This is a genomic window from Sinomonas terricola, from assembly GCF_034931225.1.
Lineage (GTDB): Bacteria > Actinomycetota > Actinomycetes > Actinomycetales > Micrococcaceae > Sinomonas > Sinomonas terricola.
Window position 1 is genome coordinate 835152 of sequence record NZ_JAYGGQ010000001.1, and the last position, 21635, is coordinate 856786.

Annotated in this window: 18 protein-coding genes; 9 read left to right on the forward strand and 9 right to left on the reverse strand. The window is 69.9% G+C overall.

All coding sequences use genetic code 11. From position 1 onward, the window contains the following. Positions 1-32: 32 nt before the first annotated feature. The 6 genes from SPF06_RS04080 to SPF06_RS04105 form a co-directional block, all read right to left on the reverse strand. Positions 33-2960: a molybdopterin-dependent oxidoreductase gene (locus tag SPF06_RS04080; RefSeq protein WP_323277639.1), complete on the reverse strand. Its 2928-nt coding sequence runs from the start codon at positions 2958-2960 to the stop codon at positions 33-35. A 2-nt stretch (positions 2961-2962) separates the two neighbouring features. Beyond that, entirely contained in the window at positions 2963-3796 is an 834-nt protein-coding gene (locus SPF06_RS04085) for an FAD binding domain-containing protein (RefSeq protein WP_323277640.1), read from the reverse strand. After that, positions 3787-5070, reverse strand: coding sequence for an XdhC family protein (locus tag SPF06_RS04090; RefSeq protein ID WP_323277641.1), 1284 nt, complete (start codon positions 5068-5070; stop codon positions 3787-3789). The genes SPF06_RS04085 and SPF06_RS04090 overlap by 10 nt, the downstream gene beginning before the upstream one ends. A gap of 116 nt (positions 5071-5186) precedes the next feature. Continuing rightward, positions 5187-6734 carry an NCS2 family permease gene (locus SPF06_RS04095; RefSeq protein WP_323277642.1) on the reverse strand — a complete coding sequence of 516 codons (1548 nt, stop codon included), beginning with the start codon at positions 6732-6734 and terminating at the stop codon, positions 5187-5189. A gap of 10 nt (positions 6735-6744) precedes the next feature. Next, complete coding sequence (locus tag SPF06_RS04100) at positions 6745-7251, reverse strand: nucleoside deaminase (RefSeq protein ID WP_323277643.1); 507 nt, start codon at positions 7249-7251, stop codon at positions 6745-6747. Positions 7252-7678: 427 nt separating this feature from the next. Continuing rightward, on the reverse strand, positions 7679-8434 hold the full coding sequence (locus SPF06_RS04105) for an IclR family transcriptional regulator (protein WP_323277644.1): 756 nt from the start codon (positions 8432-8434) through the stop codon (positions 7679-7681). A 208-nt stretch (positions 8435-8642) separates the two neighbouring features. Between SPF06_RS04105 and SPF06_RS04110 the strand changes: the two genes are divergently transcribed. The 4 genes from SPF06_RS04110 to SPF06_RS04125 are packed head-to-tail and all read left to right on the forward strand — an operon-like array spanning position 8643 to position 13849. Further along, a complete protein-coding gene (locus SPF06_RS04110; RefSeq protein ID WP_323277645.1) occupies positions 8643-10025 on the forward strand; it encodes an NAD-dependent malic enzyme in 1383 nt (460 codons plus the stop codon). A 47-nt stretch (positions 10026-10072) separates the two neighbouring features. Beyond that, entirely contained in the window at positions 10073-11671 is a 1599-nt protein-coding gene (gene aceB, locus SPF06_RS04115; RefSeq protein ID WP_323277646.1) for a malate synthase A, read from the forward strand. Then, positions 11671-12978, forward strand: coding sequence for a DUF6986 family protein (locus tag SPF06_RS04120; protein ID WP_323277647.1), 1308 nt, complete (start codon positions 11671-11673; stop codon positions 12976-12978). The genes aceB and SPF06_RS04120 overlap by 1 nt, the downstream gene beginning before the upstream one ends. Before the next feature lie 40 nt (positions 12979-13018). Further along, the gene (locus tag SPF06_RS04125; RefSeq protein ID WP_323277648.1) at positions 13019-13849 is read left to right on the forward strand and encodes a bifunctional allantoicase/(S)-ureidoglycine aminohydrolase; all 831 of its coding nucleotides are present in this window, start codon (positions 13019-13021) and stop codon (positions 13847-13849) included. 145 nt (positions 13850-13994) lie between these two features. Here SPF06_RS04125 and SPF06_RS04130 read toward each other — a convergent pair whose 3' ends face one another. The 3 genes from SPF06_RS04130 to SPF06_RS04140 form a co-directional block, all read right to left on the reverse strand. Continuing rightward, positions 13995-14312 (reverse strand): MmcQ/YjbR family DNA-binding protein, encoded by a 318-nt coding sequence (locus tag SPF06_RS04130; RefSeq protein ID WP_323277649.1) that lies wholly within the window; start codon positions 14310-14312, stop codon positions 13995-13997. Then, complete coding sequence (locus tag SPF06_RS04135) at positions 14312-14881, reverse strand: dihydrofolate reductase family protein (RefSeq protein WP_323277650.1); 570 nt, start codon at positions 14879-14881, stop codon at positions 14312-14314. The genes SPF06_RS04130 and SPF06_RS04135 overlap by 1 nt, the downstream gene beginning before the upstream one ends. Before the next feature lie 108 nt (positions 14882-14989). Next, a complete protein-coding gene (locus tag SPF06_RS04140; protein WP_323277651.1) occupies positions 14990-15238 on the reverse strand; it encodes a hypothetical protein in 249 nt (82 codons plus the stop codon). A gap of 263 nt (positions 15239-15501) precedes the next feature. Between SPF06_RS04140 and SPF06_RS04145 the strand changes: the two genes are divergently transcribed. Genes SPF06_RS04145 through allB form a run of 5 tightly spaced genes read left to right on the forward strand, consistent with a single transcriptional unit; the run spans position 15502 to position 21624 of the window. Beyond that, complete coding sequence (locus SPF06_RS04145; protein ID WP_323277652.1) at positions 15502-16296, forward strand: hydroxypyruvate isomerase family protein; 795 nt, start codon at positions 15502-15504, stop codon at positions 16294-16296. 31 nt (positions 16297-16327) lie between these two features. Continuing rightward, positions 16328-17260, forward strand: a complete 933-nt coding sequence (locus SPF06_RS04150; protein WP_323277794.1) for a 2-hydroxy-3-oxopropionate reductase — start codon at positions 16328-16330, stop codon at positions 17258-17260. A 12-nt stretch (positions 17261-17272) separates the two neighbouring features. Continuing rightward, entirely contained in the window at positions 17273-19060 is a 1788-nt protein-coding gene (gcl, locus tag SPF06_RS04155; protein ID WP_323277653.1) for a glyoxylate carboligase, read from the forward strand. Between the two features lie 12 nt (positions 19061-19072). Continuing rightward, the gene (locus SPF06_RS04160) at positions 19073-20284 is read left to right on the forward strand and encodes a glycerate kinase (RefSeq protein ID WP_323277654.1); all 1212 of its coding nucleotides are present in this window, start codon (positions 19073-19075) and stop codon (positions 20282-20284) included. Then, on the forward strand, positions 20281-21624 hold the full coding sequence (gene allB / locus SPF06_RS04165; RefSeq protein WP_323277655.1) for an allantoinase AllB: 1344 nt from the start codon (positions 20281-20283) through the stop codon (positions 21622-21624). Before SPF06_RS04160 ends, allB begins: the two co-directional genes overlap by 4 nt. Positions 21625-21635 lie beyond the last annotated feature (11 nt).

Genomic DNA, 21635 nt, shown 5'->3' on the forward strand with positions numbered 1-21635 from the left:
GGTCAAGAGGGTGGTCGCGCGGTGCGGACGCGCTACGCGCCCGGCGCGGGTGCAGGTGCGGGCGTGGTGGCGGGCGCCGACGAGAAGGCCGGCCGGGTGGGCCGCGCGGGCAGCGCCAGGCCGGCCTCCTTGAGCGCGAGGTAGATCCGGTCGCGGGTCACGGGCAGCTCGGTGAACCGGAGTCCCGTGGCCGCCCGCAGCGCGTTCGCGAGCGCCGGCGCGACGGGATTGAACGGGCTCTCGCTCATCGACTTCGCCCCGAGAGGCCCGAGTTCGTCCGACGTCTCCGCGAAGTACACCTCGCTCCGGGGCACGTCCGCGAAGGTCGGGATGTGATACTGCCGCAGGATGTCGGTCGTCACCGTGCCGTGGTCATCCAGACGGACCTCCTCCCACAGCGCGGCGCCGAGTGCCTGCGCGATGCCGCCCTCGATCTGGCCTCGGCACTGCCTCGGGTTCACGACGACGCCCGCGTCCGCGGCCTGGACGCTCTGCAGGATCTGCAGCTCGCCCGTCCCGCGATGGACCGCGACCCGGAAGCCGTGCACGTTGAACGCGACTGAGCGCGGGGTGCCGCCCCAACGCCCCTCGGCGGCCAATTCGATGCCCGCGGCGGCCGCGGCCGCCGCAAGCTCAGCAAGTGGCACGGTCGTGCCAGAACAGACGACGGCGCCGCCCACGAGCGCGCATTCGGCGGCCGCGGCGCCGGTCACCTCGGCGCCGAACTTCACGATCCGGGCCGCGAGGTCCTCCGCGGCCGCAAGCGTGGCCTTCCCGGCGACAACGGTCCCGGTCGAGCCGAACGCGCCCGTGTCGTACTCCGTGAGCGCCGTATCCGCGTTGCGGAGCACGATGTCCGAAGCTCCGGCCGAGAGCGCCGTCGCGGCGAGCTGCGCGTGCACGGTGCTCGTGCCGTTGCCGAACTCGGCCGTGCCGACGTCGAGCCCAAAACGCCCGTCGGGCAGTAGCGAGATCCGCGACTGCGCGTAGTGGCCGCGCGGCGGGACCGTGTCGATCATCGACAGGGCGGCGCCCTCGCCGACCATCCATTCGGGCCCGAGCTCGCCCGTTCCGAGCGGGCCGTTGAAAACGCGCTCCCGGTCGCGGCCGCGCTTGAGCGCCCTCGTCACGAGCCGCACGCATTGGTCGAGGCCGTAGCTCCCGTAGAGGACGTCCGGCTCGGGTTCTGGGTTCGAGGCGATCATGGGGTCTCCACGGTGCACCATGTTGCGCCGCCGGAACTGCAGCGGATCCATGCCGATCCCGGCCGCGAGCTCGTCCACCGCCGACTCCACGGCGAAGATCATCTGGCTCAGCCCGTAGCCGCGGAACGCCCCGGCCGGCACGGTGTGCGTGTAGACGGACCGCGCGTCGATCTTCTTGTTCGCGCATCGGTACACGCTCACGGACTCGTTGCACCCGTGGAACATGACGCCGGGCCCATGGTTCCCGTAGGCGCCCGTGTCCGTGACGACGTCGAGCGCGAGCGCCGTGAGCGTCCCGTCCCGCTTCGCTCCCGCGCGCAGGCGGATCGTGAAGGGGTGCCGCGTTGTCGAGGCTTGGAACTGTTCGGACCGCGTGAATTCGAGCTGCACGGGCCGCCCGAGGCGCAGGGCGGCGAGCGCCGCGACGTCCTCCGTGAGGACCTCCTGCTTGCCGCCGAAGCCGCCGCCCACGCGTCCCGTGACAACACGGACGCGATTGAGCGGGAGCCCGAAGATCCGCGAGATCGTGCGGCGCGCAAGGAACGGCACCTGAGTCGAGGAGCGCACCACAAGGATTCCGTCTCCAAGCGGCCCGTTTTCGCCAAGGGGGTTGCCCTCGGTCCACGCGATCGAACTATGCGTCTCGAGGGCAACGTGCTGCACGCGGTGCGTCCGGAACGTGTCCTCGTAGACGAAGTCCGCGGCGGCGAGGCCGGCCTCGACGTCCCCGACCTCGGAATGCAGCTCCGCGACGATGTTCCGCGCGGGGTCCGCGATGCGCGCGGCCGCGGCGTCCTTCTCACCGTGGACGAGCGGCGCGCCGGGCGCGAGCGCTTCCTCCGGGGTGAAGACGGCGGGCAGCACCTCGTAGTCGACGACGACGGCGCGCACCCCGGCTTCCGCCGCGGCAACGGTTTCGCCGACGACGGCGGCAACCCGCTGCCCCCGGAAGCGCACGACTGTGTCGAGGAGGCGGCCGTCGTCGGGATCGTCCTCGATGAGCTCGTGCTGGGCGGTCGAGTAGAGGATCTCGGGCGCGTCTTCGTGGGTGAAGACCGCGACGACGCCGGGCACCGCGAGCGCGGCGGCGGTATCGATCGAGCGGATCCGTGCGTGGGAGTGCGGCGAGCGGACGAGCTTGAGGTGCAGGAGCGCGGCCTGCCCGCCGGGGACCTCGGCGTCCGTGACGTCGAGCGTGTACCGCTCGGCGCCCGTGACGATCCGCCTGCCCGCGAGCGCGGGGACGTCGTCGCCCATGCGCCCGTCCGCGGGCCCGCCCCGGCCGGAGCCGGTGACCGCGGTCTCGATCGCGGCGTAGCCCGTGCAGCGGCACAGGTTGCCCTTGAGGTTCCGCGGCAGGTTGGCGAGCTGGGCGCCGTCGAACGTCGCCGCCGTCATGACCATCCCGGCAGTGCAGAAGCCGCACTGGAAGCCCTGGGCCTCGACGAACTGGCGCTGCATGGGATGCAGGAGCTCCTCGGACCCGCCCACGCCGCCCGAACCGCCCACCCCGCCCAAACCGCACGTCGCCGCGAGGCCTTCGATGGTCGTGATCGCGTGGCCCTCGGCGCGCTGCGCCGGGTAGAGGCACGAGTGGACTGGCACGCCGTCGACGTGCACGGTGCACGCACCGCAGTCGCCGCCGTCGCAGCCCTTCTTGACGCCGAGCGCGCCCTGCTCGCGGAGGAAGGTGCGCAGGCACTGGCCGGGGCGGGGCGTACCCTCGGCGGGCGCCCCGTTGATCTCGATGGCCATCGTCAGGCCCCTCCTTCGACCAGCTCGACGCGGAGTTCCTCCGCGAGCCGGTAGGTCATATCGCGGCGCCACGCGGGCAGGCCGTGGATGTCGTCGTGGTAGAGGTGCCCGGGAATCGCGGCGTCGATCGCTTCGGCCAGCCCCTCGGCGTCCGGGAGCCCCGCGGCCGCGAAGCGCAGCTGGACCGGCCGTTTCGTGGACGCCGTGACGGTCAGCACGAAGCCGCCGTCCGGGTCGAGCCGGCCGATGAGCAGCACGCCCGAGCGGCCCAGGTTGCTGAGCGAGAGCCTTCGGAACGCCGTGCGGGCCAGGAGCGCGTGCGCGGGGAGGCGGATCGAGCGGATGAGCTCGCCGGGCGCGAGCGCGTTCCGCCCGTCGCCGGTCACGAGCTCCGCAACCGGGAGCTCACGCCCTCCGGCTTTGTCCCATAGCGTCGCGAAGCCGTCGAGCCCCGCGCAGAGGGAAGTCATCGGGCCTGCCGGGAGGGCCGTCGCGATGTTGCCGCCCACCGTCGAGAGATTCCAGATCTTGAACGACGCCACGAACGCGTCGCAGCACGCGCGGACGACGGCGAGCCCCGGCCAGCGCGCGACCGTCTCCCCTGCCGGGTCCCCGAGTTCCCACAGCCTCGCGATGGTGCACGTCGACGCGAGGGTCATGCCGCCGTCGTCCTCCTCGACCGGTTCCCAGCCCGCCGAGGTGAGGTCGAGCAGGCGGCGGAGCGTCTGGCTGCCATAGGAGAACAGCACGGTGCCGCCCGCGAGCCATGCGTCGCCGTCGCGCCAGTCCGCGGGGTCGGCCGTGGGGACGAGGGCCTCGATCGTGTTCATGTCCATGAGGGCTCGGCCTTCCGTCCAATCGCCGCGTCCCGCGGATCCGCACCCACCGAAGGTGACCCGTGAACGAGATGGATGCGCCCCGGGCGGTCCCGCAGCGACTCTCCCGTCGCCCCGGGGGCGCGCGACGCGACCACCTCGGCGAGGACGGACACCGCGACCTCGGCGGGGGTCACGGCGCCGAGATCGAGCCCGATCGGCGAGTGCAGGCGCGCGAGGTCGAGGGGCCCGAAACCCGCCTCGAGGAGCGACGCGATGCGTTGCTCGTGGCTCCGGCGCGAGCCCATCGCACCGACATACGCGAGGTCGAGGCGCAGCGCGGCGTCGAGCAGCGGCACGTCGAACTTCGGGTCATGGCTCAGCACGCACACGACCGTCCGCGCGTCGAGCCGTCCGGCCGCGGCCTCGGCCAGGAGGTATTCGTGCGGCCAGGCGACGGCGACCTCGTCCGCGGCGCCGAATCGATCCTGCGCGGCGAAGGCGGGCCGCGCGTCGACAAGTGTCACGCGGTACCCGAGGAGCTTCGCGGCGGGCACGAGCGCTGCACCGAAGTCGTTCGCGCCTACCACGAGGAAGCGCGGCGCGGGCAGGCGGCTCTCGACGAGGAGGCGGATCGGGCCGGGCTCGGGCAGGCCAGAGCAGCCAGCGTCCGGCTCGACGGGCACGACGGCGCTGATCCCCTGCGCGAGCACGGGCGCGACGAGCGCTGCGGCGCGGCGCGCGGCGTCCGCGGACTCCGGGAAAAGTCCCGCGAGCGCGCCGGCCAATTCCTCACCAGCCAGTTCCGCACCGGCCTGCCCTGCGCGGCCCGCGGGCGGCGCGTCGAGGAACACGGGGCGTGCGCCGTCGTCGTCCGCTCGCTGCTGGCCTCCGGCGGCGAGACGACGGACGACGGCGAAGGGAACCCGGGCGCACGAGGCGAGTTCCCGCGTGGCCGCGGGAGACAGCGGCTCGATGTGCACCTCGAGCTCGCCGCCGCACGCGAGGCCGACGGCGAACGCATCCTCGGGGCTGTAGCCGAAGCGCTCGAGGCGGGCGGCGCCGTCGTCGATCACTTCGAGCGCCGCGGCGATGGCGGAGGCTTCGACGCATCCCCCTGACAGGCTGCCGAGGACGCTCGGGGCGCTGCCGTCGGCGGAAGGTCGGGCGACGAGCATGGACGTGCCGACGGGACGCGGCACCGATCCGCTTGCCGCGACGACGGTCGCGACGGCACAGCGCTCTCCTCGGGCCGCGGGCGGCCAGCCGGGCAGCGCGCTCAGGAGCTCGATCATGGCTCCCCCTCTTCGATGGTGTAGTAGATCAATGGTGCGCCCGCGGAGGCCCGGAGCGTCACATCCGGGTCCCGCGGGCGCGGTTCAGGGAATTCCTCGTGGCGACGCGCTCTGGGCTACGTGCCGATGAGGTGGCCCAGCGGGCCGCGCACGAAGTACACGACGAATCCGGCCGCGACGATCCACATGAGCGGGTGGATCGAGCGCGCCTTGCCGCTCGCGGACCGGACGAGCACCCACGTGACGAATCCGGCGCCGATGCCGTTCGCGATCGAATACGTGAGCGGCATCGTCACGATCGTGAGGAAGGACGGCAGGGCGACGTCGAACTTCGTGAAGTCGATCTCGCGGATCTGCCCGGCCATCATCGTGCCGACGACAACGAGCGCCGCGGACGCGACCTCGAGCGGAACAACGCTCGTGAGCGGCGTGAGGAACATCGACCCGAGGAACAGGGCACCGGTGACGACGGAGGCCAGGCCCGTCCGGGCTCCCTCGCCGATGCCCGCCGCCGAATCGATGTACACGGTGTTCGACGAGCCCGAGTTCGCGCCGCCGAGCACTGCGCCGAAGCCTTCGATGATGAAGGCGGACTTGAGCCGCGGGAACGTGCCGTCCTTGTGGGCCACCCCAGCGCTCTTGGCGAGGCCGGTCATGGTTCCCATCGCGTCGAAGAAGTTCGTGAACACGAGCGTGAAGACGAGCGTGAGCGCCGCGAGGACGCCGACGCGGCCGAAAGCGCCGAACAGGTCGAAGTGGCCCACGAGGCTCAGGTCCGGCATCGAGACGAGCTGGCCCGAGAGGACCGGGGTGTTGAGGTGCCAGCCGTCGGGATTGTCCGGCCCGGCCGCGCCGAGATGCCAGATCGCCTCGACGGCCATCGCGAGCCCGGTCGTGGCGATGATGCCGATGAGCAGGCCGCCCTGGACCTTCCGCGCCACGAGAATGCCCATGAGCACGAGGCCGATGATGAACACGAGGGTGGGCAGTGTCGTGATGGAGCCGTCGTGGCCGAGCTGTACGGGCGGGCCGGCCTTCGTGCCGCGCACGAAGCCCGAGTCGACAAAGCCGATGAACGCGATGAAGAGTCCGATCCCGACCGTGATGGCGGCCTTGAGCTCTTGCGGGACCGCCCGGAAGATCGCGGTCCGCGCGCCGGTCACGCCGAACAGGACGATGAGGACGCCGTTGATCACGACGAGCCCCATCGCCTCGGGCCACGAGACGTCCTTGACGACGGCGACCGCGAGGAACGAGTTGATCCCGAGGCCCGCTGCCAGGCCGAAGGGGAGGTTCGCGAAGATCCCGAACAGGATCGTGAGCACGCCGGCCGTGAGGCCCGTGACGGCCCCGACCTGGGCGGCCGGGAGGAATGCGCCCGTGACGTCTGTGGGTGCCGTGGCCGCGTTGAAGCCGCCCAGGATGAGCGGGTTCAGGATGACGATGTACGCCATCGTGAAGAACGTGACGAGGCCGCCGCGGATCTCGCGGGAAACCGTTGAGCCCCGCCGGGTGATGCTGAAGATCCGGTCGAGGAGACCCCCGCGGGACGGCGCGGTGCGGGCGCCGTCGGCGGGCGCCGTCGTCGTCTGCGTCGTGCTCTGCTTCGCGCTCTCGCCCTCGGGCCCGAGCTCGTCGGTGCGCTGTGTGATGTCGATGCTCATCGCGGCCGCCTCAGTACTCGATGCGCTGCGCGAAGCTCGACCACTGCTCGAAGGGCGCCGTCCGGCGGATCCCCTCGGGCTCGGCGTGCACGACCGGCATCGAGCGGAGCTCGACGGGCGTGTCGAAGTAGTCGTAGAACGCAGCGTCGTCGAAGCCCGCTGCCGCGGCGTCGTGACGGTCCGCAGCGAAATGGACGACGGCGATGCGCGCCCAGAGCGCCGACGCGAGGCACATGGGGCACGGCTCGCAGCTCGAGTAGAGCACCGCGCCGCTCAGGTCGAAGGTGCCAAGCTCTCGGCATGCCGCGCGGATGGCCGTGACCTCAGCGTGCGCTGTCGGGTCGTTGTTCGCGGTGACGCGATTGACGCCGTCGAAGATCTGGCCGTCGGCGCTGACGACCACGGCGCCGAACGGGCCGCCGTCCTCGAGGACGTTCTGGGTGGCCAGCTGGACTGCTCGTGCTAGGTGAAGGCTGCTGTCCACGGCTGTGGACGTGCGGCTGGGGATGGTGGTCATGGGGAGACTCCCTCACTTGGGGAAGTCCGGCCCGACCGGGGCTATCTGAGACCAGACCTGACCAGACTTCCAAAGCTCTGCATTGAGGTTGCCTGGTAGATAGCTTCCCGGGATCCGCTGACTCGGATCTGCCCGGGGGCCCGCCGTGACACATCGACGATAGCAAGCCGATGTGAGCTGCGCCATAGGTTTTGCGGTATTTTTTGGAATCCCGTTTCCGCGAAGTGGAAGCCCCAGCCGCACCTCGCCGATCGCAGTCCCCTTCTCGCACCCAAGTCCCCTTGAAGTGAACTCCACAGCGAGAAGAGGACTGCGGTCGGCGACAAGGCGACTGCGGGCGGACGTCAGGCCGTCCCCGCGGGTGCGGACCGGACGACGGCGACACGTACCCACCAAAGTTGACCCCTGAAACGGGAGAGGAGAGGCGCTAGGCCCGGTTGAGGTCCTCCGAGATGCGGGCAGCAGCCTCGCGCAGGAGCGGGACGGCCCGCTCGCCGAACGCCTCGTCGACGCGCGAGACCGGGCCGGACACGGAGATGGCCGTGGGCGTCGGCGCGTTCGGGACCGCCATCGAGAAGCAGCGCACGCCGATCTCCTGCTCCTGCTCATCGATCGAGTACCCGCGGGCACGGATCTTGTCGAGGTCCGCGAGGAGCGTCTCGACGTCGCCGATGCTGTACGGCGTCGGCGTCGGCATGCCCTGACGGCCCACGATGGCCCGGACCTGCTCGTCGCTGAGCTGGGAGAGGATCGCCTTGCCCACGCCCGTGTCGTGCGTATGCGCGCGCCGGCCGACTTCGGTGAACATGCGCATCGAGTGCGGCGAGGGAACCTGGGCGACGTAGATGACCATGTCCGAATCGAGCACCGCCATGTTCGCCGTCTCGCCGAGGAGCTCGACGAGCGTGCGGAGCTCGGGCTGGGCGAGCGCGCCGAGCTGCTTGTTGGCTCCTTCGCCGAGGCGGATGAGGCGGGGGCCGAGCGCGTACCTGCGGTTGGCGAGCTGGCGGATGTAGCCGAGCGAAACCAGAGTGCGCAGGAGGCGGTGGATTGTGGGGAGCGGGAGCTCGGTCGACGACGAGAGCTCGCTCAGCGTCACGTCGCCCCCTGCATCGGTGATGAGTTCGAGGAGCTCGAAGACGCGCTCGACCGACTGAACGCCGCCAGAGGCCTTCTCGGCCATGGTGTCCTCCAAGGGGTAGCGGCCGGATACTGGTACCGGCATTTATTATCCGCATCCCGGAAACTCTGCGGCTACCTCCACGATAACGCAGCGCCCCCGCGCGAGGCCGAGCCTCGGTCGAGGACTTGTTTTTCCAAGATGCAGACAATAATATCCGTAGTACGGAAATTGATCGAGGCTGATGCCTCCCCGACCGAAGGACGATTCAATGGCGAGTCCCAGCCCCGGAAACTCCATCACCCTCCGCGTCGACGCGCCGTCGCGCATCAGCATTACCGGCGAGCTCGCCGCCGCCGTCGCGGCCGCCGGAGCTCCCGTCACGGCCCTCGACATCAGCGAGTCGCACCACGACCGCCTCGTCGTCGACATCACGTGCAACACGACGTCGGAGCAGCACGCCGAAGACGTCGCCGCGGCGCTCAACGCGCTGGACGGCGTGAGCGTGCGCAAGGTCTCCGACCGCACCTTCCTCATGCACCTCGGCGGCAAGCTCGAAGTCGTCCCGAAGGTTCCCCTCCGCAACCGCGACGACCTCTCGCGCGCCTACACCCCCGGCGTCGCCCGCGTGTGCCTCGCGATCGCCGCGAACCCCGAGGACGCCCGCCGCCTCACAGTCAAGCGCAACACCGTCGCCGTCGTCACCGACGGTTCGGCCGTCCTCGGCCTCGGCAACATCGGCCCCGCCGCGGCGCTTCCCGTCATGGAGGGCAAGGCAGCGCTCTTCAAGCAGTTCGCGAACGTCGACGCGTGGCCGGTCTGCCTCGACACGCAGGACACCGAGGAGATCATCAAGATCGTCAAGGCCCTCGCGCCCGTCTACGGCGGTGTGAACCTCGAGGACATCGCGGCACCGCGCTGCTTCGAGATCGAGGCCCGCCTGCGCGAGGAGCTCGACATCCCGGTGTTCCACGACGACCAGCACGGCACGGCAATCGTGACGCTCGCGGCGCTCGTCAACGCGCTCAAGCTCGTCGAGAAGAAGATCGAGGACGTCCGGATCGTCGTCTCGGGCGTCGGCGCCGCGGGCAATGCGATCATCCAGCTCCTCCTCGCGCAGGGCGCGAAGAACATCGTCGCGTGCGACCGCAAGGGCGCGATCCACAGGGGCCTCGAACTCACGGACGCACACCGCATCTGGATCGCCGAGAACACGAACCCCGAGCAGTTCGCCGGCACCCTCCACGAGGCCCTCAAGGGCGCCGACGTGTTCATCGGCGTCTCGGCCCCGAACCTGTTCGGCCCCGAGCAGGTCGCCACGATGGCCGAGAACGCGATTGTCTTCGCGATGGCCAACCCGGACCCCGAAACCGATCCGATCGCCGCTTCCGAGTACGCCGCCGTCGTCGCGACCGGCCGCAGCGATTTCCCGAACCAGATCAACAACGTCCTCGCGTTCCCGGGCGTCTTCCGCGGCCTGCTCGATGCTGGCGTGGCCGACATCAAGCCTGCGATGCTGGTCGCGGCGGCCCAGGCCATCGCGGCGCGCGTCTCGGACGAGGAGCTCAACGCGAGCTTCATCATCCCGAGCGTGTTCGATCCGCACGTCGCGCAGGATGTCGCTGCGGCCATCGTCGCCGCGGCGGGCGCCTGATCTTCACGGAACAAGACTTCGGCAACCAGGGAGAAGGAAGCAGAACTATGGCCATCACCGTCACCGACACGAACCCGGTCGAGCGCGCCGAGCAGATCCTGACCGATGAGGCACTCGCCTTCGTCGAGGAGCTGCACCGCCGCTTCGGCGGCGAGCGCAAGGCGCGCCTCGAGGCCCGCAAGGCACGACGCGCGGAGGCCGCCACGACGGGGCGCCTCGACTTCCTCCCCGAGACGGCGGAGATCCGCGCGGGCGATTGGAAGGTCGCCGCCGCGCCCGAGCCGCTCCAGGACCGCCGCGTCGAGATGACGGGACCGGCGAGTCCCGCGAAGATGGCCATCAACGCGCTCAACTCGGGCGCGAGGGTGTGGCTCGCGGACATGGAGGACGCGTCGAGCCCGCATTGGGCCAACGTCGTCGACTCCGTGCTCAACCTTCGCGACGCGGCCCTCGGCACGCTCGCATACACGTCCCCCGAGGGCAAGGAGTACCGACTCCGGACCGACGCGCCGCTCGCCGTCGTCGTCACCCGCCCCCGCGGGTGGCACATGGAGGAGCGCCACGTCCTGGTCGACGGCGAGGCCGCCTCGGGCGCTCTCGTCGACTTCGGCCTCCACTTCTTCCACGTGGCCAAGCTCCTCATCGAATCCGGCCGCGGCCCGTACTACTACCTGCCCAAGATGGAGAGCCACCTCGAGGCGCGCCTCTGGAACGAGATCTTCGTGTTCGCGCAGGACTACCTCGGCATCCCGCAGGGCACCATCCGCGCAACCGTGCTCATCGAGACCATCCCGGCGGCGTTCGAGATGGACGAGATCCTGTACGAGCTCCGCGACCATGCCTCGGGCCTCAACGCGGGCCGCTGGGACTACCTGTTCAGCATCATCAAGTTCTTCCGCGACGCGGGCGAGAAGTTCACGCTCCCGGACCGCGCGTCCGTCGTCATGACGGCGCCGTTCATGCGCGCGTACACCGAGCTCCTCGTGCAGACGTGCCACAAGCGCGGCGCCTTCGCGATGGGCGGCATGGCCGCGTTCATCCCGAACCGCAAGGAGCCCGAGATCACGGCCGCCGCGATCGAGAAGGTCCGCGCCGACAAGACCCGCGAGGCCACGGACGGCTTCGACGGCTCGTGGGTTGCGCACCCGGACCTCGTCGAGACGTGCCAGGCGGTCTTCGACCAGTTCCTCGGCAGCAAACCGAACCAGGTGGACCGCCAGCGCCCCGAGGTCCACGTGACCGCGGACGAGCTCCTCGACGTCTCCTCCGCCGAGGGCGTCGCGACTGAAGAGGGCCTGCGCCTCAACCTCTACGTCGCCGTCGCGTACACCGCCGTGTGGCTTTCGGGCAACGGGGCCGTCGCGATCCACAACCTCATGGAGGATGCGGCGACCGCGGAGATCTCCCGCTCGCAGGTCTGGCAGCAGATCCACAACAAGGTGGTCCTCTCGGATACGGGCAACACCGTGACGCGGGAACTCGTCGAGACGCTCCTCGCCGAGGAGACCGAGCGCCTGCGCGGCGAAGTCGACGCTGAGCAGTTCACCAAGTACTACGAGCCGGCGAGCCGCCTCATCGCGGACATCTGCCTCTCCGAGGACTACACGGACTTCCTCACGACGCCCGCCTACGAGCTGGTGGGCTGATGAGCCCGACCGGCCGAAGCGCTTCGGCCCCGATCTTCGGGGACGCCGACTACGAGCGGATCGACGCCGGCCTCGCCGATACCGATCGCCTGCTCGCGGACGGCTACCCCGGGGACTCGGGCACCCGTCAGCCTGTACACACGGTGTACGTGCCCGCGGACCGCTTCACGCCGTCGATCGCCGCGGACTGGGGCCAGCAGGCCCTGGCCGCGGCGGCCGAAGCCGGGGGCATCCAGCGCCTTGCCGAGCTCGTGGGCCTCTCCCCCGAGCTCGCTGCCGAGGTCGCCCCGCGCGTCGAGTCGAAGCTGCGCACTGAGGCCATCGAGGACCTACGGATCGACTTCGAGGACGGCTACCTGGCGCCCGGCAAGTCGGAGGATCCGGAGGCGACCGAGGACGCCGAGGCCCTCCGCGCCGCGGACCGCGTCACCGAGGCCATCGCGACAGGCACCGCGACGCCATTCATCGGCATCCGCTTCAAGTGCTTCGAGGAAGCCACGCGACGCCGGGGCCTCCGCACGCTTGAGCTGTTCGTTTCCCGCTTGGTTGAGAACGGCGGACTCCCCGAGGGTCTCGTCCTGACCCTGCCCAAGGTGAGCACGGTCGACCAGGTCAAGGCGATGGTCTACGCCGTCGAACGCCTCGAATCCGCCCTCGGCCTGCACCACGGCCGCCTCGGCTTCGAGGTGCAGGTCGAGACGCCGCAGCTCATCATCGGCGCGGACGGCAGCCACCCCGTGGCCCAGCTTCCGCACAAGGCCGAGGGCCGGATCACGGCGCTGCACTACGGCACGTATGACTACTCGGCGTCGCTCCAGATCGCCGCCGCGTACCAGTCGATGGAGCACCCGGCGGCGGACTTCGCGAAGGAAGTCATGCAGCTCGCGGTCGCAGGGACCGGCATCCGCCTCTCGGACGGCTCGACGAACATCCTCCCGCTCGGCGACGCGGCCCAGCGCGAGGAGGCGTGGAAGCTCCACGCGCGGCTCGTGCGCCGTTCCCTCGAGCGCGGCTACTACCAGGGCTGGGACCTGCACGCGCACCAGCTGCCCACGCGGTACATCGCAACGTACGCGTTCTACCGCGAAGGCTTCGCGAAGGCCGCCGAACGCCTCCGCAACTACGTGCAGCAGACCCTCGGCGCCGTCCTCGACGAGCCCGCCACGGCTCGGGCCCTCGCGGCCTTCGTGCTCCGCGGCGTCCAATGCGGCGCGGTCGGCGCGGACGAGGTGCTCACCGCGGCGGGCCTGACCGAAGCCGAGCTCACGCGCCTCGCACACCCGCGACTCGCCGTTACCGTGAAGTGATTCGACGTCGATTCAACCTCACCCGAAGTAAGGACTGACTATGGGCAAGTACTACTCCCCCGAGGGCGGCCTGCCGCCGCAGACCCACCTGACCACCGAGCGCGCAATCGTGAAGGAGGCCTACACGGTCATCCCGAAGGGCGTGCTCACGGACATCGTCACGAGCAACCTCCCGGGCTTCTCGAACACGCGGGCGTGGATCATCGCGCGTCCCATCTCGGGCTTCGCGACGACGTTCTCGCAGCTCATCGTCGAGATCGGCCCGGGCGGCGCGGCCCCGAAGGCCGAGTTCGAGGCGGGCGTCGAGGGCGTGGTCTTCGTGACGAAGGGCAAGGTCAACCTCACGCTCGGCGGCGAGGTCCACGAGCTTGAGGAGGGCGGCTACGCCTACCTCGCGGCGGGCGACGCGTGGGGCCTTGAGAACGTCTCGGACGACGTCGTCTCGTTCCACTGGATCCGCAAGGCCTATGAGCGGCTCGAAGGCTACGAGGCGAAATCGTTCGTGACGAGCGACGCCGAGGTTGCGCCGCGCGAGATGCCGAACGTCAACGGCGTGTGGAAGACGACCCGCTTCGTGGACCCCGACGACCTCGCCCACGACATGCACGTGAACATCGTGACGTTCCAGCCCGGCGGCGTCATCCCGTTCCCCGAGACCCACGTCATGGAGCACGGCCTCTACGTCCTCGAGGGCAAGGCCATGTACCTCCTCAACAACGACTGGGTCGAGGTCGAGGCCGGCGACTTCATGTGGCTCCGCGCATTCTGCCCGCAGGCCTGCTACGCGGGCGGTCCCGGCGAGTTCCGCTACCTCCTCTACAAGGACGTCAACCGCCAGGTCCGCCTCACGGGCGCGCCTCTGCCGGGATAGCCGGCGCACCCGTTTCGGCGGGTCCCCCAAGCACGACGGCGCGGGGCAGGACTGGCACTGAGCCGCCCCGCGCCGTCGTACCCACCGGGTTGGCTGAATCCCGCTACCCGAACCTTCCGCCGCTTTCTTCTCAGCCACCCCACTCTCAAACTGGCTTACCCGGCCCTCCGGCAATCCGATACGACTCCCCGATCATCTCCGCGAGCTCGTCGCGTCCAATCCGCGCGAGCCGAATCAGGACGAGGTTGGCGGGCGGGCGGTCGTGATGCGGCGTCCAGAAGAACGTTTCGGGGTCTGTTCTGGCGAGCGCCTCGCGTTCCTCGCTCTTGAGCGTCACGACGCCGGGTTCCCAGATCCTGGCAAAGATCGTCTTCCCGAACCAGGCGGGCTGCTTCCCGCTGGGCCTCTCGGTGACCCCGGGCAGCGCGAGGCACAGTGCCCGGACGTCGTCCTCGGTGGCCATCAGGCGTTCTCGACGTCGTAGACCAACTCGACCATGCCGCCGTCGAACGTTGTGGTGCCGGTCAGCGCAAGCCGCTGCGGGCGCTCGGGGAGGAAGCCCCGCCCCGCACCGATCACCACGGGCGTCACGAGGAGCCGCAGCTCATCGACCTCTCCGGCCGCGAAGAGAGACGCAGCGAGCGTCAGGCTCCCCCAGACGACGACGGCGCCGCTCGCCTCGCGCTTGATGCGCTGGATCGCCTCGGCTGCGTCGCCCGATTCGATGCGGCACTCGCCATGGGAGCCCCATGGCGCCTCGCGCAGCGTCGTCGAGAAGACGTAGCGGTCGAGGGCGTTGAGCTTGTCCGCGATGATCTCGCCCGCGGAGGCGGGCGTGGGCCAGAAGCCTTGGAAGATCTCATAGGTGCGGGCGCCGAGTGCCATCGCACTCACGCCGTCGAGCCACTCGAACTGGTGGCGGTCCCAGGCCTCGACGGGGCCTTCGAGCTTCTGCGTGAACGTGAAGTTGCCGTCGTAATCCGCAGCGAAGCCGTCGGCGGTGACTATTTCCTGCACGACAAGCCGTCCCATGCAGCCCACCGTTCCATCAGGTCAGCGACAGTGACAAGAGTTCGGGCAGTGGATCCTTCGGGGCGCGGAGACATCACGCCAGGAAGCCATCATCGCGAGCGGTGAAGCTCAGCTGGCGAGCTTCTCGCCGTCGAGGTCGCCGTTCCCTTCCGGGACCCAGCGGACGGCCACCTTCGCGCCGTCGCCGTCCTCCTCGATCCGGAGGACAAGGTCGACACCGCAGAGGTGCTCATGTTGTGCGTAGTGCCCGTCGAGACGAGCGGCCTCAAGCAGCCGCTCGAGAGCAACAGCCAAGGCTCGCCCCCAGTCCCGCGGGTCAGTACTTGAGGCGCGCTCGGCGCCAACGTAGCTGGCCATGCATTGATTGTGGTCGGAACCGGCAAGACACGCCAGTGACCAATGTCCCCGGCCACCCCTGCCGGCCGCCACCGCTTCAGCTCACACCGCCCCAGTTTCTGCGCCCATCTCCCCGGCGCCGCCGTCACAAGGGGGGCTGGCGATGAGGAGATCAACGCGGTATACCGGGTTGACCCCATCACACCCGAGGCCTACACTTTCATCAAGAGAAAATCTTCTTCCGCAATGTGAAAGACGACGAAAGCGAAGAGAGGCCCCCGACAATGACGTACACGGTGAACTGCTCCATCCTCCTCACTGAGCTCCCCCTGCACGAGCGGCCCGCTGCTGCAAAGGCTGCGGGCTTCGACGCCGTCGAGTTCTGGTGGCCCTTCGCCGAGGCCGTCCCCGCTGACAAGGAGATCGACGCCTTTGTGTCCGCGATCAAGAACGCGGGCGTGCAGCTGAGCGGCCTCAACTTCTTCGCAGGAGACATGCCGGCGGGCGACCGCGGCCTCGTCTCGTGGGTCGGTCGCGAGAGCGAATTCAAGGCCAACATCGCCGTCGTCGCCGCGATCGGCGAGCGCCTCGGCACGAAGGCCTTCAACGCCCTCTACGGCAACCGCCTCGAGAGTTCCACTCCCGAGGCGCAGGACGAGCTCGCGGTCGAGAACCTCGTCGCGGCCGCGAAGGGCATCGCCGAGATCGGCGGCACGGTGCTCCTCGAGCCGGTCTCGGGCACCCCCGCCTACCCGCTCAAGACCGCTGCCGACGCGCTGGCGGTCATCGCGAAGACGCAGGAGGCGGGCGTCGACAACGTCAAGCTCCTCGCCGACTTCTACCACCTCGCGGTCAACGGCGACGACGTCCCCGCCGTCATCGAGCAGCATGCCAAGGACTTCGGCCACATCCAGATCGCGGACAACCCGGGCCGCGGCGCCCCCGGCACGGGCGAGCTCCCGCTCGGCGAGTGGATCGCCCGCTCGCGCGAGCTCGGCTACACCGGCTACGTCGGCCTCGAGTACAAGGCGCCCGCGGCCGAAGCCTTCACGTGGGCGATCCGGCCGATCGCCAACTGATCTCGCCACCGCCTGAACTCCCACCCCACAGATTTCCCAGGAGAAACCAATGAGCAATTCAGAGAACAAGAGCCGCATCGCAGTCATCGGCCTCGGCATCATGGGCCTTCCCATGGCCGTCAACCTCGTCAAGGCCGGGCACCAGGTCACCGGCTACAACCGGAGCGAGGACAAGATCGCCAAGCTCGTCGGCGAGGGCGGCCAGGGCGCCTCGAGCGTTGCCGAGGCGGTCAAGGACGCCGACGTCGTCATCACCATGGTGCCGGACTCGCCCGACGTCGAGGCCGTCGTGAGCGGACCTGACGGCGTGTTCGCGAACGCAAAGCAGGGCGCGCTCTGGATCGACGCGTCCTCGATCCGCCCCGACGTCGCCGCCCGCCTCGCTTCGGACGCGCGCGAGGCCGGCATCCGCCCGCTCGACGCCCCGGTCTCGGGCGGCGAGCAGGGCGCGATCGACGCCGTCCTCTCGATCATGGTCGGCGGCTCGGCCGAGGACTTCGAGGCGGCCCAGCCGGTTCTCAACGCCGTCGGCAAGACCATCGTCCACGTCGGCCCGTCCGGCTCGGGCCAAACCGTCAAGGCCGCGAACCAGCTCATCGTCGCCGTCAACATCCAGGCGCTCTCCGAGGCCATCGTCTTCCTCGAGGCCTACAGCGTCGACACCGACGCGGCCCTCAAGGTCCTCGGCGGCGGGCTCGCGGGCTCGAAGGTCCTCGACCAGAAGGGCCAGAAGATGCTCGATCGCAACTTCGACCCCGGCTTCCGCCTCGCCCTCCACAACAAGGACCTCGGCATCGTGACGTCCGCAGCCCGCGAGGCCGGCGTCGTCGTCCCGCTCGGCGCGGCGGTCGCCCAGCTCGTCTCGGCCCTCGTCGCGCGCGGCGACGGCGGGCTCGACCACTCGGGCCTGTTCAAGCTAACCGCCGAGCTTTCCGGCAAAGACCTACTCTCCGGCAAGAACTAAGGAGCACCGACAATGGCAAAGATGCGCACTGTCGACGCGATCGTGGCCATCCTCGAGAAGGAGGGCGCGACCGAGGCCTTCGGCCTGCCCGGCGCCGCGATCAACCCAATGTACTCCGCGATGCGCGCCCACGGCGGCATCCGCCACACCCTCGCACGCCATGTCGAGGGCGCCTCGCACATGGCCGACGGCTACTCGCGGGCGAAGGCCGGCAACATCGGCATCTGCCTCGGCACGTCCGGCCCCGCGGGCACCGACATGATCACGGGTCTCTACGCAGCCCAGGCCGACTCCATCCCGATGCTGTGCTTCACGGGCCAGGCGCCCGTCGCGAAGCTGCACAAGGAAGACTTCCAGGCCGTTGACATCGAGTCGATCGCGAAGCCGCTCACGAAGATGGCGATGACCATCCTCGAGCCCGGCCAGGTGCCCGGCGCGGTACAGAAGGCGTTCCAGCTCATGCGCACGGGCCGCCCCGGCCCCGTGCTGCTCGACCTGCCGTTCGACGTGCAGATGGCGCAGATCGAGTTCGACATCGACGCCTACGAGCCGCTCCCGGTCGAGAAGCCGCGCGCCACGCGCAAGCAGGCCGAGAAGGCGCTCGACATGCTCACGGCCGCTCAGCGCCCCCTCATCGTGGCCGGCGGCGGCATCATCAACGCGGACGCATCGGACAAGCTCGTCGAGCTCGCCGAGATCCTCGACGTGCCCGTGGTCCCGACGCTCATGGGCTGGGGCGCGATCCCGGACGACCACCGTCTCATGGCCGGCATGGTCGGCCTCCAGACGAGCCACAAGTACGGCAACGCGACGTTCCTCGAATCGGACTTCGTGATCGGCATCGGCAACCGGTGGGCCAACCGCCACACGGGCTCGATCGAGAAGTACACCGAGGGCCGGAAGTTCGTCCACATCGACATCGAGCCGACGCAGATCGGCCGCGTGTTCTCGCCCGACTTCGGCATCGTCTCGGACGCGGGCCTCGCCCTCGAGGCACTCCTCGAAGTGGCCCGCGAGCGCCAGGCCGCCGGAACCCTGCCGGACTACTCGACGTGGGCCGCGGCGGCGCAGGAGAAGCGCGGCCGCATGCAGCGCAAGACGCACTACGACAACGTGCCCATGAAGCCGTTCCGCGTGTACGAGGAGATGAACAGGGCGTTCGGTCCCGAGACCACGTATGTGACGACGATCGGCCTCTCCCAGATCGCCGGCGCGCAGCTGCTGCACGTGTTCGGACCCCGCAAGTGGATCAACGCCGGCCAGGCGGGTCCGCTGGGCTGGACTGGCCCCGCGGCGCTCGGCGTCGTGCGCGGCAAGCCGGGCGAGACCGTTGTAGCACTCTCGGGCGACTACGACTTCCAGTTCATGATCGAGGAGCTCGCCGTGGGCGCGCAGTTCCAGCTGCCGTACATCCACGTCGTGGTGAACAACTCGTACCTCGGCCTCATCCGCCAGTCGCAGCGCGGCTTCGAGATGGACTACCACGTCTCCCTCGCGTTCGAGAACGTCAACGCGACCGGCTCGGAGCGCGCCCAGGGCTACGGCGTGGACCACGTCAAGGTGGCCGAGGGCCTCGGCTGCAAGGCGATCCGCGTCGAGCACCCGGAGGATCTGGCCCCGGCCTTCGAGAAGGCCCGCGCCCTCATGGCGGAGTACAAGGTGCCGGTGGTCGTCGAGGCCATCCTCGAGCGCGTCACGAACATCGCGATGGGCACGGAGCTGGACAATGTCGTGGAGTTCGAGGACCTCGCGGAGCGCCGCGAGGACGCCCCGACCGCGATCGTCGCACTGCTCGACTAGGACGGGACAGGCGTGAAAATCGTCCTCGCCCCGGACAAGTTCAAGGGCACGCTCACCGCGCCCGAGGTCGCAGAGGCGCTCGCGGAGGGCATCCTCGAGGTGCTCCCGGAGGCGAAGCTCGTGCTGGTCCCAGTGGCCGACGGCGGCGAGGGCACCGTGAGTGCAGCGCTCGGCGCGGGGTTCTCCCCGCGCCGAGCGGCCGTCTCGGGCCCCACAGGCGAGCCGCTCACGGCCGAGTTCGCGCTCGATGTCTCCGCTGCTGGGGGCCGGCGCCGCGCCGTCGTCGAAATGGCCGCGGCCTCCGGCCTCGACGTCCTCCCCGGAGGCGTCAAACATGCCCGGAACGCCACAAGCCTCGGCACGGGCCAGCTCATCCGCGCCGCGTTCGACGCCGGCGCGCGCGAGATCGTCCTCGGCGTCGGCGGGAGCGCGTGCACCGATGGTGGCGCCGGAATGCTTCAGGGCCTCGGCGCGCGGTTCACGGACGACGCCGGGAACGAGCTTCCGCTCGGCGGCGCGGCCCTCGCGCGCATCGCCGAGGCAGACCTGGGCGGGCTCGACGCTCGCTTGGATACGGCAACGCTCATCCTCGCGGCCGACGTCGACAATCCCCTTCTCGGTGATCGTGGCGCCGCCGCCGTGTTCGGCCCGCAGAAGGGGGCAACGCCGTCGGACGTTGCCGAACTCGACGCTGCCCTCGCGCGCTTCGCCGACGTCCTCGGAGCGGCGCTCGGGCCCCGCGCAGCAGCCGCGAAGGATGCCCCTGGTGCGGGCGCGGCCGGCGGCGTCGGCTATGCGGCGCTCGCCCTCGGGGCGCAGCGCAGGCGCGGCATCGACGTCGTCGTCGAATTCACGGGCCTGCGGGAGAAGCTCAAGGGCGCGTCGCTCGTCGTCACGGGCGAGGGCAGCCTCGACGCCCAGTCGCTCTCGGGCAAGGCGCCCGTCGGCGTGGCCGCCGAAGCCCGCGCTGCGGGCGTCCCCGTCGTCGCGGTGTGCGGGCGGAGCCAGCTCGACGGCGCCGCACGCGCCTCGGCGGGATTCGCCGCCGTCCACGCGCTCACCGATCTCGAGGCCGACGTCGACGTCTGCCTTCGCGACGCACGCCGCCTCGTCCGGGAGACCGGCCGACTCGTCGCCCAGGGACTGCGCGACTCGGGAACGCAGGGTATCGGCAAGGGTTTCACTATTGTTGACACTGAGAGCAGGAAGGAGTCTGTGCGATGAATGACATCGAATTCGACCTCGTCATCCGCGGGCAGCGGGTCCTGACCACGGCGGGCATCGTGCCGCGCGAGGTCGGCATCATCGACGGGCGCATCGTCGCGCTCGAGCCGTTCGGCAACAACCTGTCCGGGCGCGAGGTCATCGAGCTCGTCGACGACGAGACGCTGATCCCAGGCCTCGTCGACAGCCACGTGCACGTCAACGAGCCTGGCCGCACTGAGTGGGAGGGCTTCGCCTCCGCGACGAAGGCTGCCGCGGCCGGCGGCGTGACCACGATCATCGACATGCCGCTCAACAGCATCCCGCCGACCACGAACGTCGACGCGCTCAAGCTCAAGCGCGCGTCGGCGGAGACGCAGTCGTTCGTCGACGTCGGGTTCTGGGGCGGAGCGATCCCGGGCAACACGGGCGACCTCCGCGCGCTCCACGACGAGGGCGTGTTCGGCTTCAAGTGCTTCCTGCTCCATTCAGGCGTCGACGAATTCCCGCACCTCGAAGTCGACGAGCTCGAGAAGGACCTCGCGGAGATCGCGTCGTTCGACGGGCTCATGATCGTCCACGCCGAGGATTCGCGCGCGATCGACCGCGCGCCGAACCCCGAGGGCGACATCTACGAGAGCTTCCTGCATTCGCGCCCGCGCGGCGCCGAGAACGTCGCGATCGCCGAGGTCATCGAGCGGGCCCGCTGGACGGGCGCGCGCGCCCACATCCTGCACCTCTCGTCGTCGGACGCCCTGCCGATGATCGCCTCGGCGAAGCGCGACGGCGTCAAGCTCACCGTCGAGACGTGCCCGCACTACCTCACGCTGCTCGCGGAGGAGATCCCGAACGGCGCCACGGCGTTCAAGTGCTGCCCGCCCATCCGCGAGGCGTCGAACCGCGAGCTCCTGTGGAAGGGCCTCGAGGACGGCACGATCGACTGCATCGTCTCGGACCACTCCCCCAGCACGATCGACCTCAAGGACCTCAAGAACGGCGATTTCGGCGTCGCGTGGGGCGGCGTCGCGTCGCTCCAGCTCGGGCTCCCGATCATCTGGACCGAGGCGCGCCGCCGCGGGATCCCCCTCGAGCGCGTCGTCGAGTGGATGGGCAGCAAGCCAGCCGAGCTCGCGCGGCTGCAGCGCAAGGGCACGCTCGCGCCCGGGTACGATGCTGACCTCGCGATCTTCGCCGCCGACGACGCGTTCGTCGTCGACGCTGACAAGCTGTACCACAAGAACCACATCACGCCGTATCAGGGCAAGACTCTCTCCGGCGTGGTGCGCCGCACCTTTGTGCGCGGCACCGAGGTGGACTTCAGCGAGCCCCATGGCCAGCTGATCCGCCGCGGCACGGCCTGACCCCCTACCGG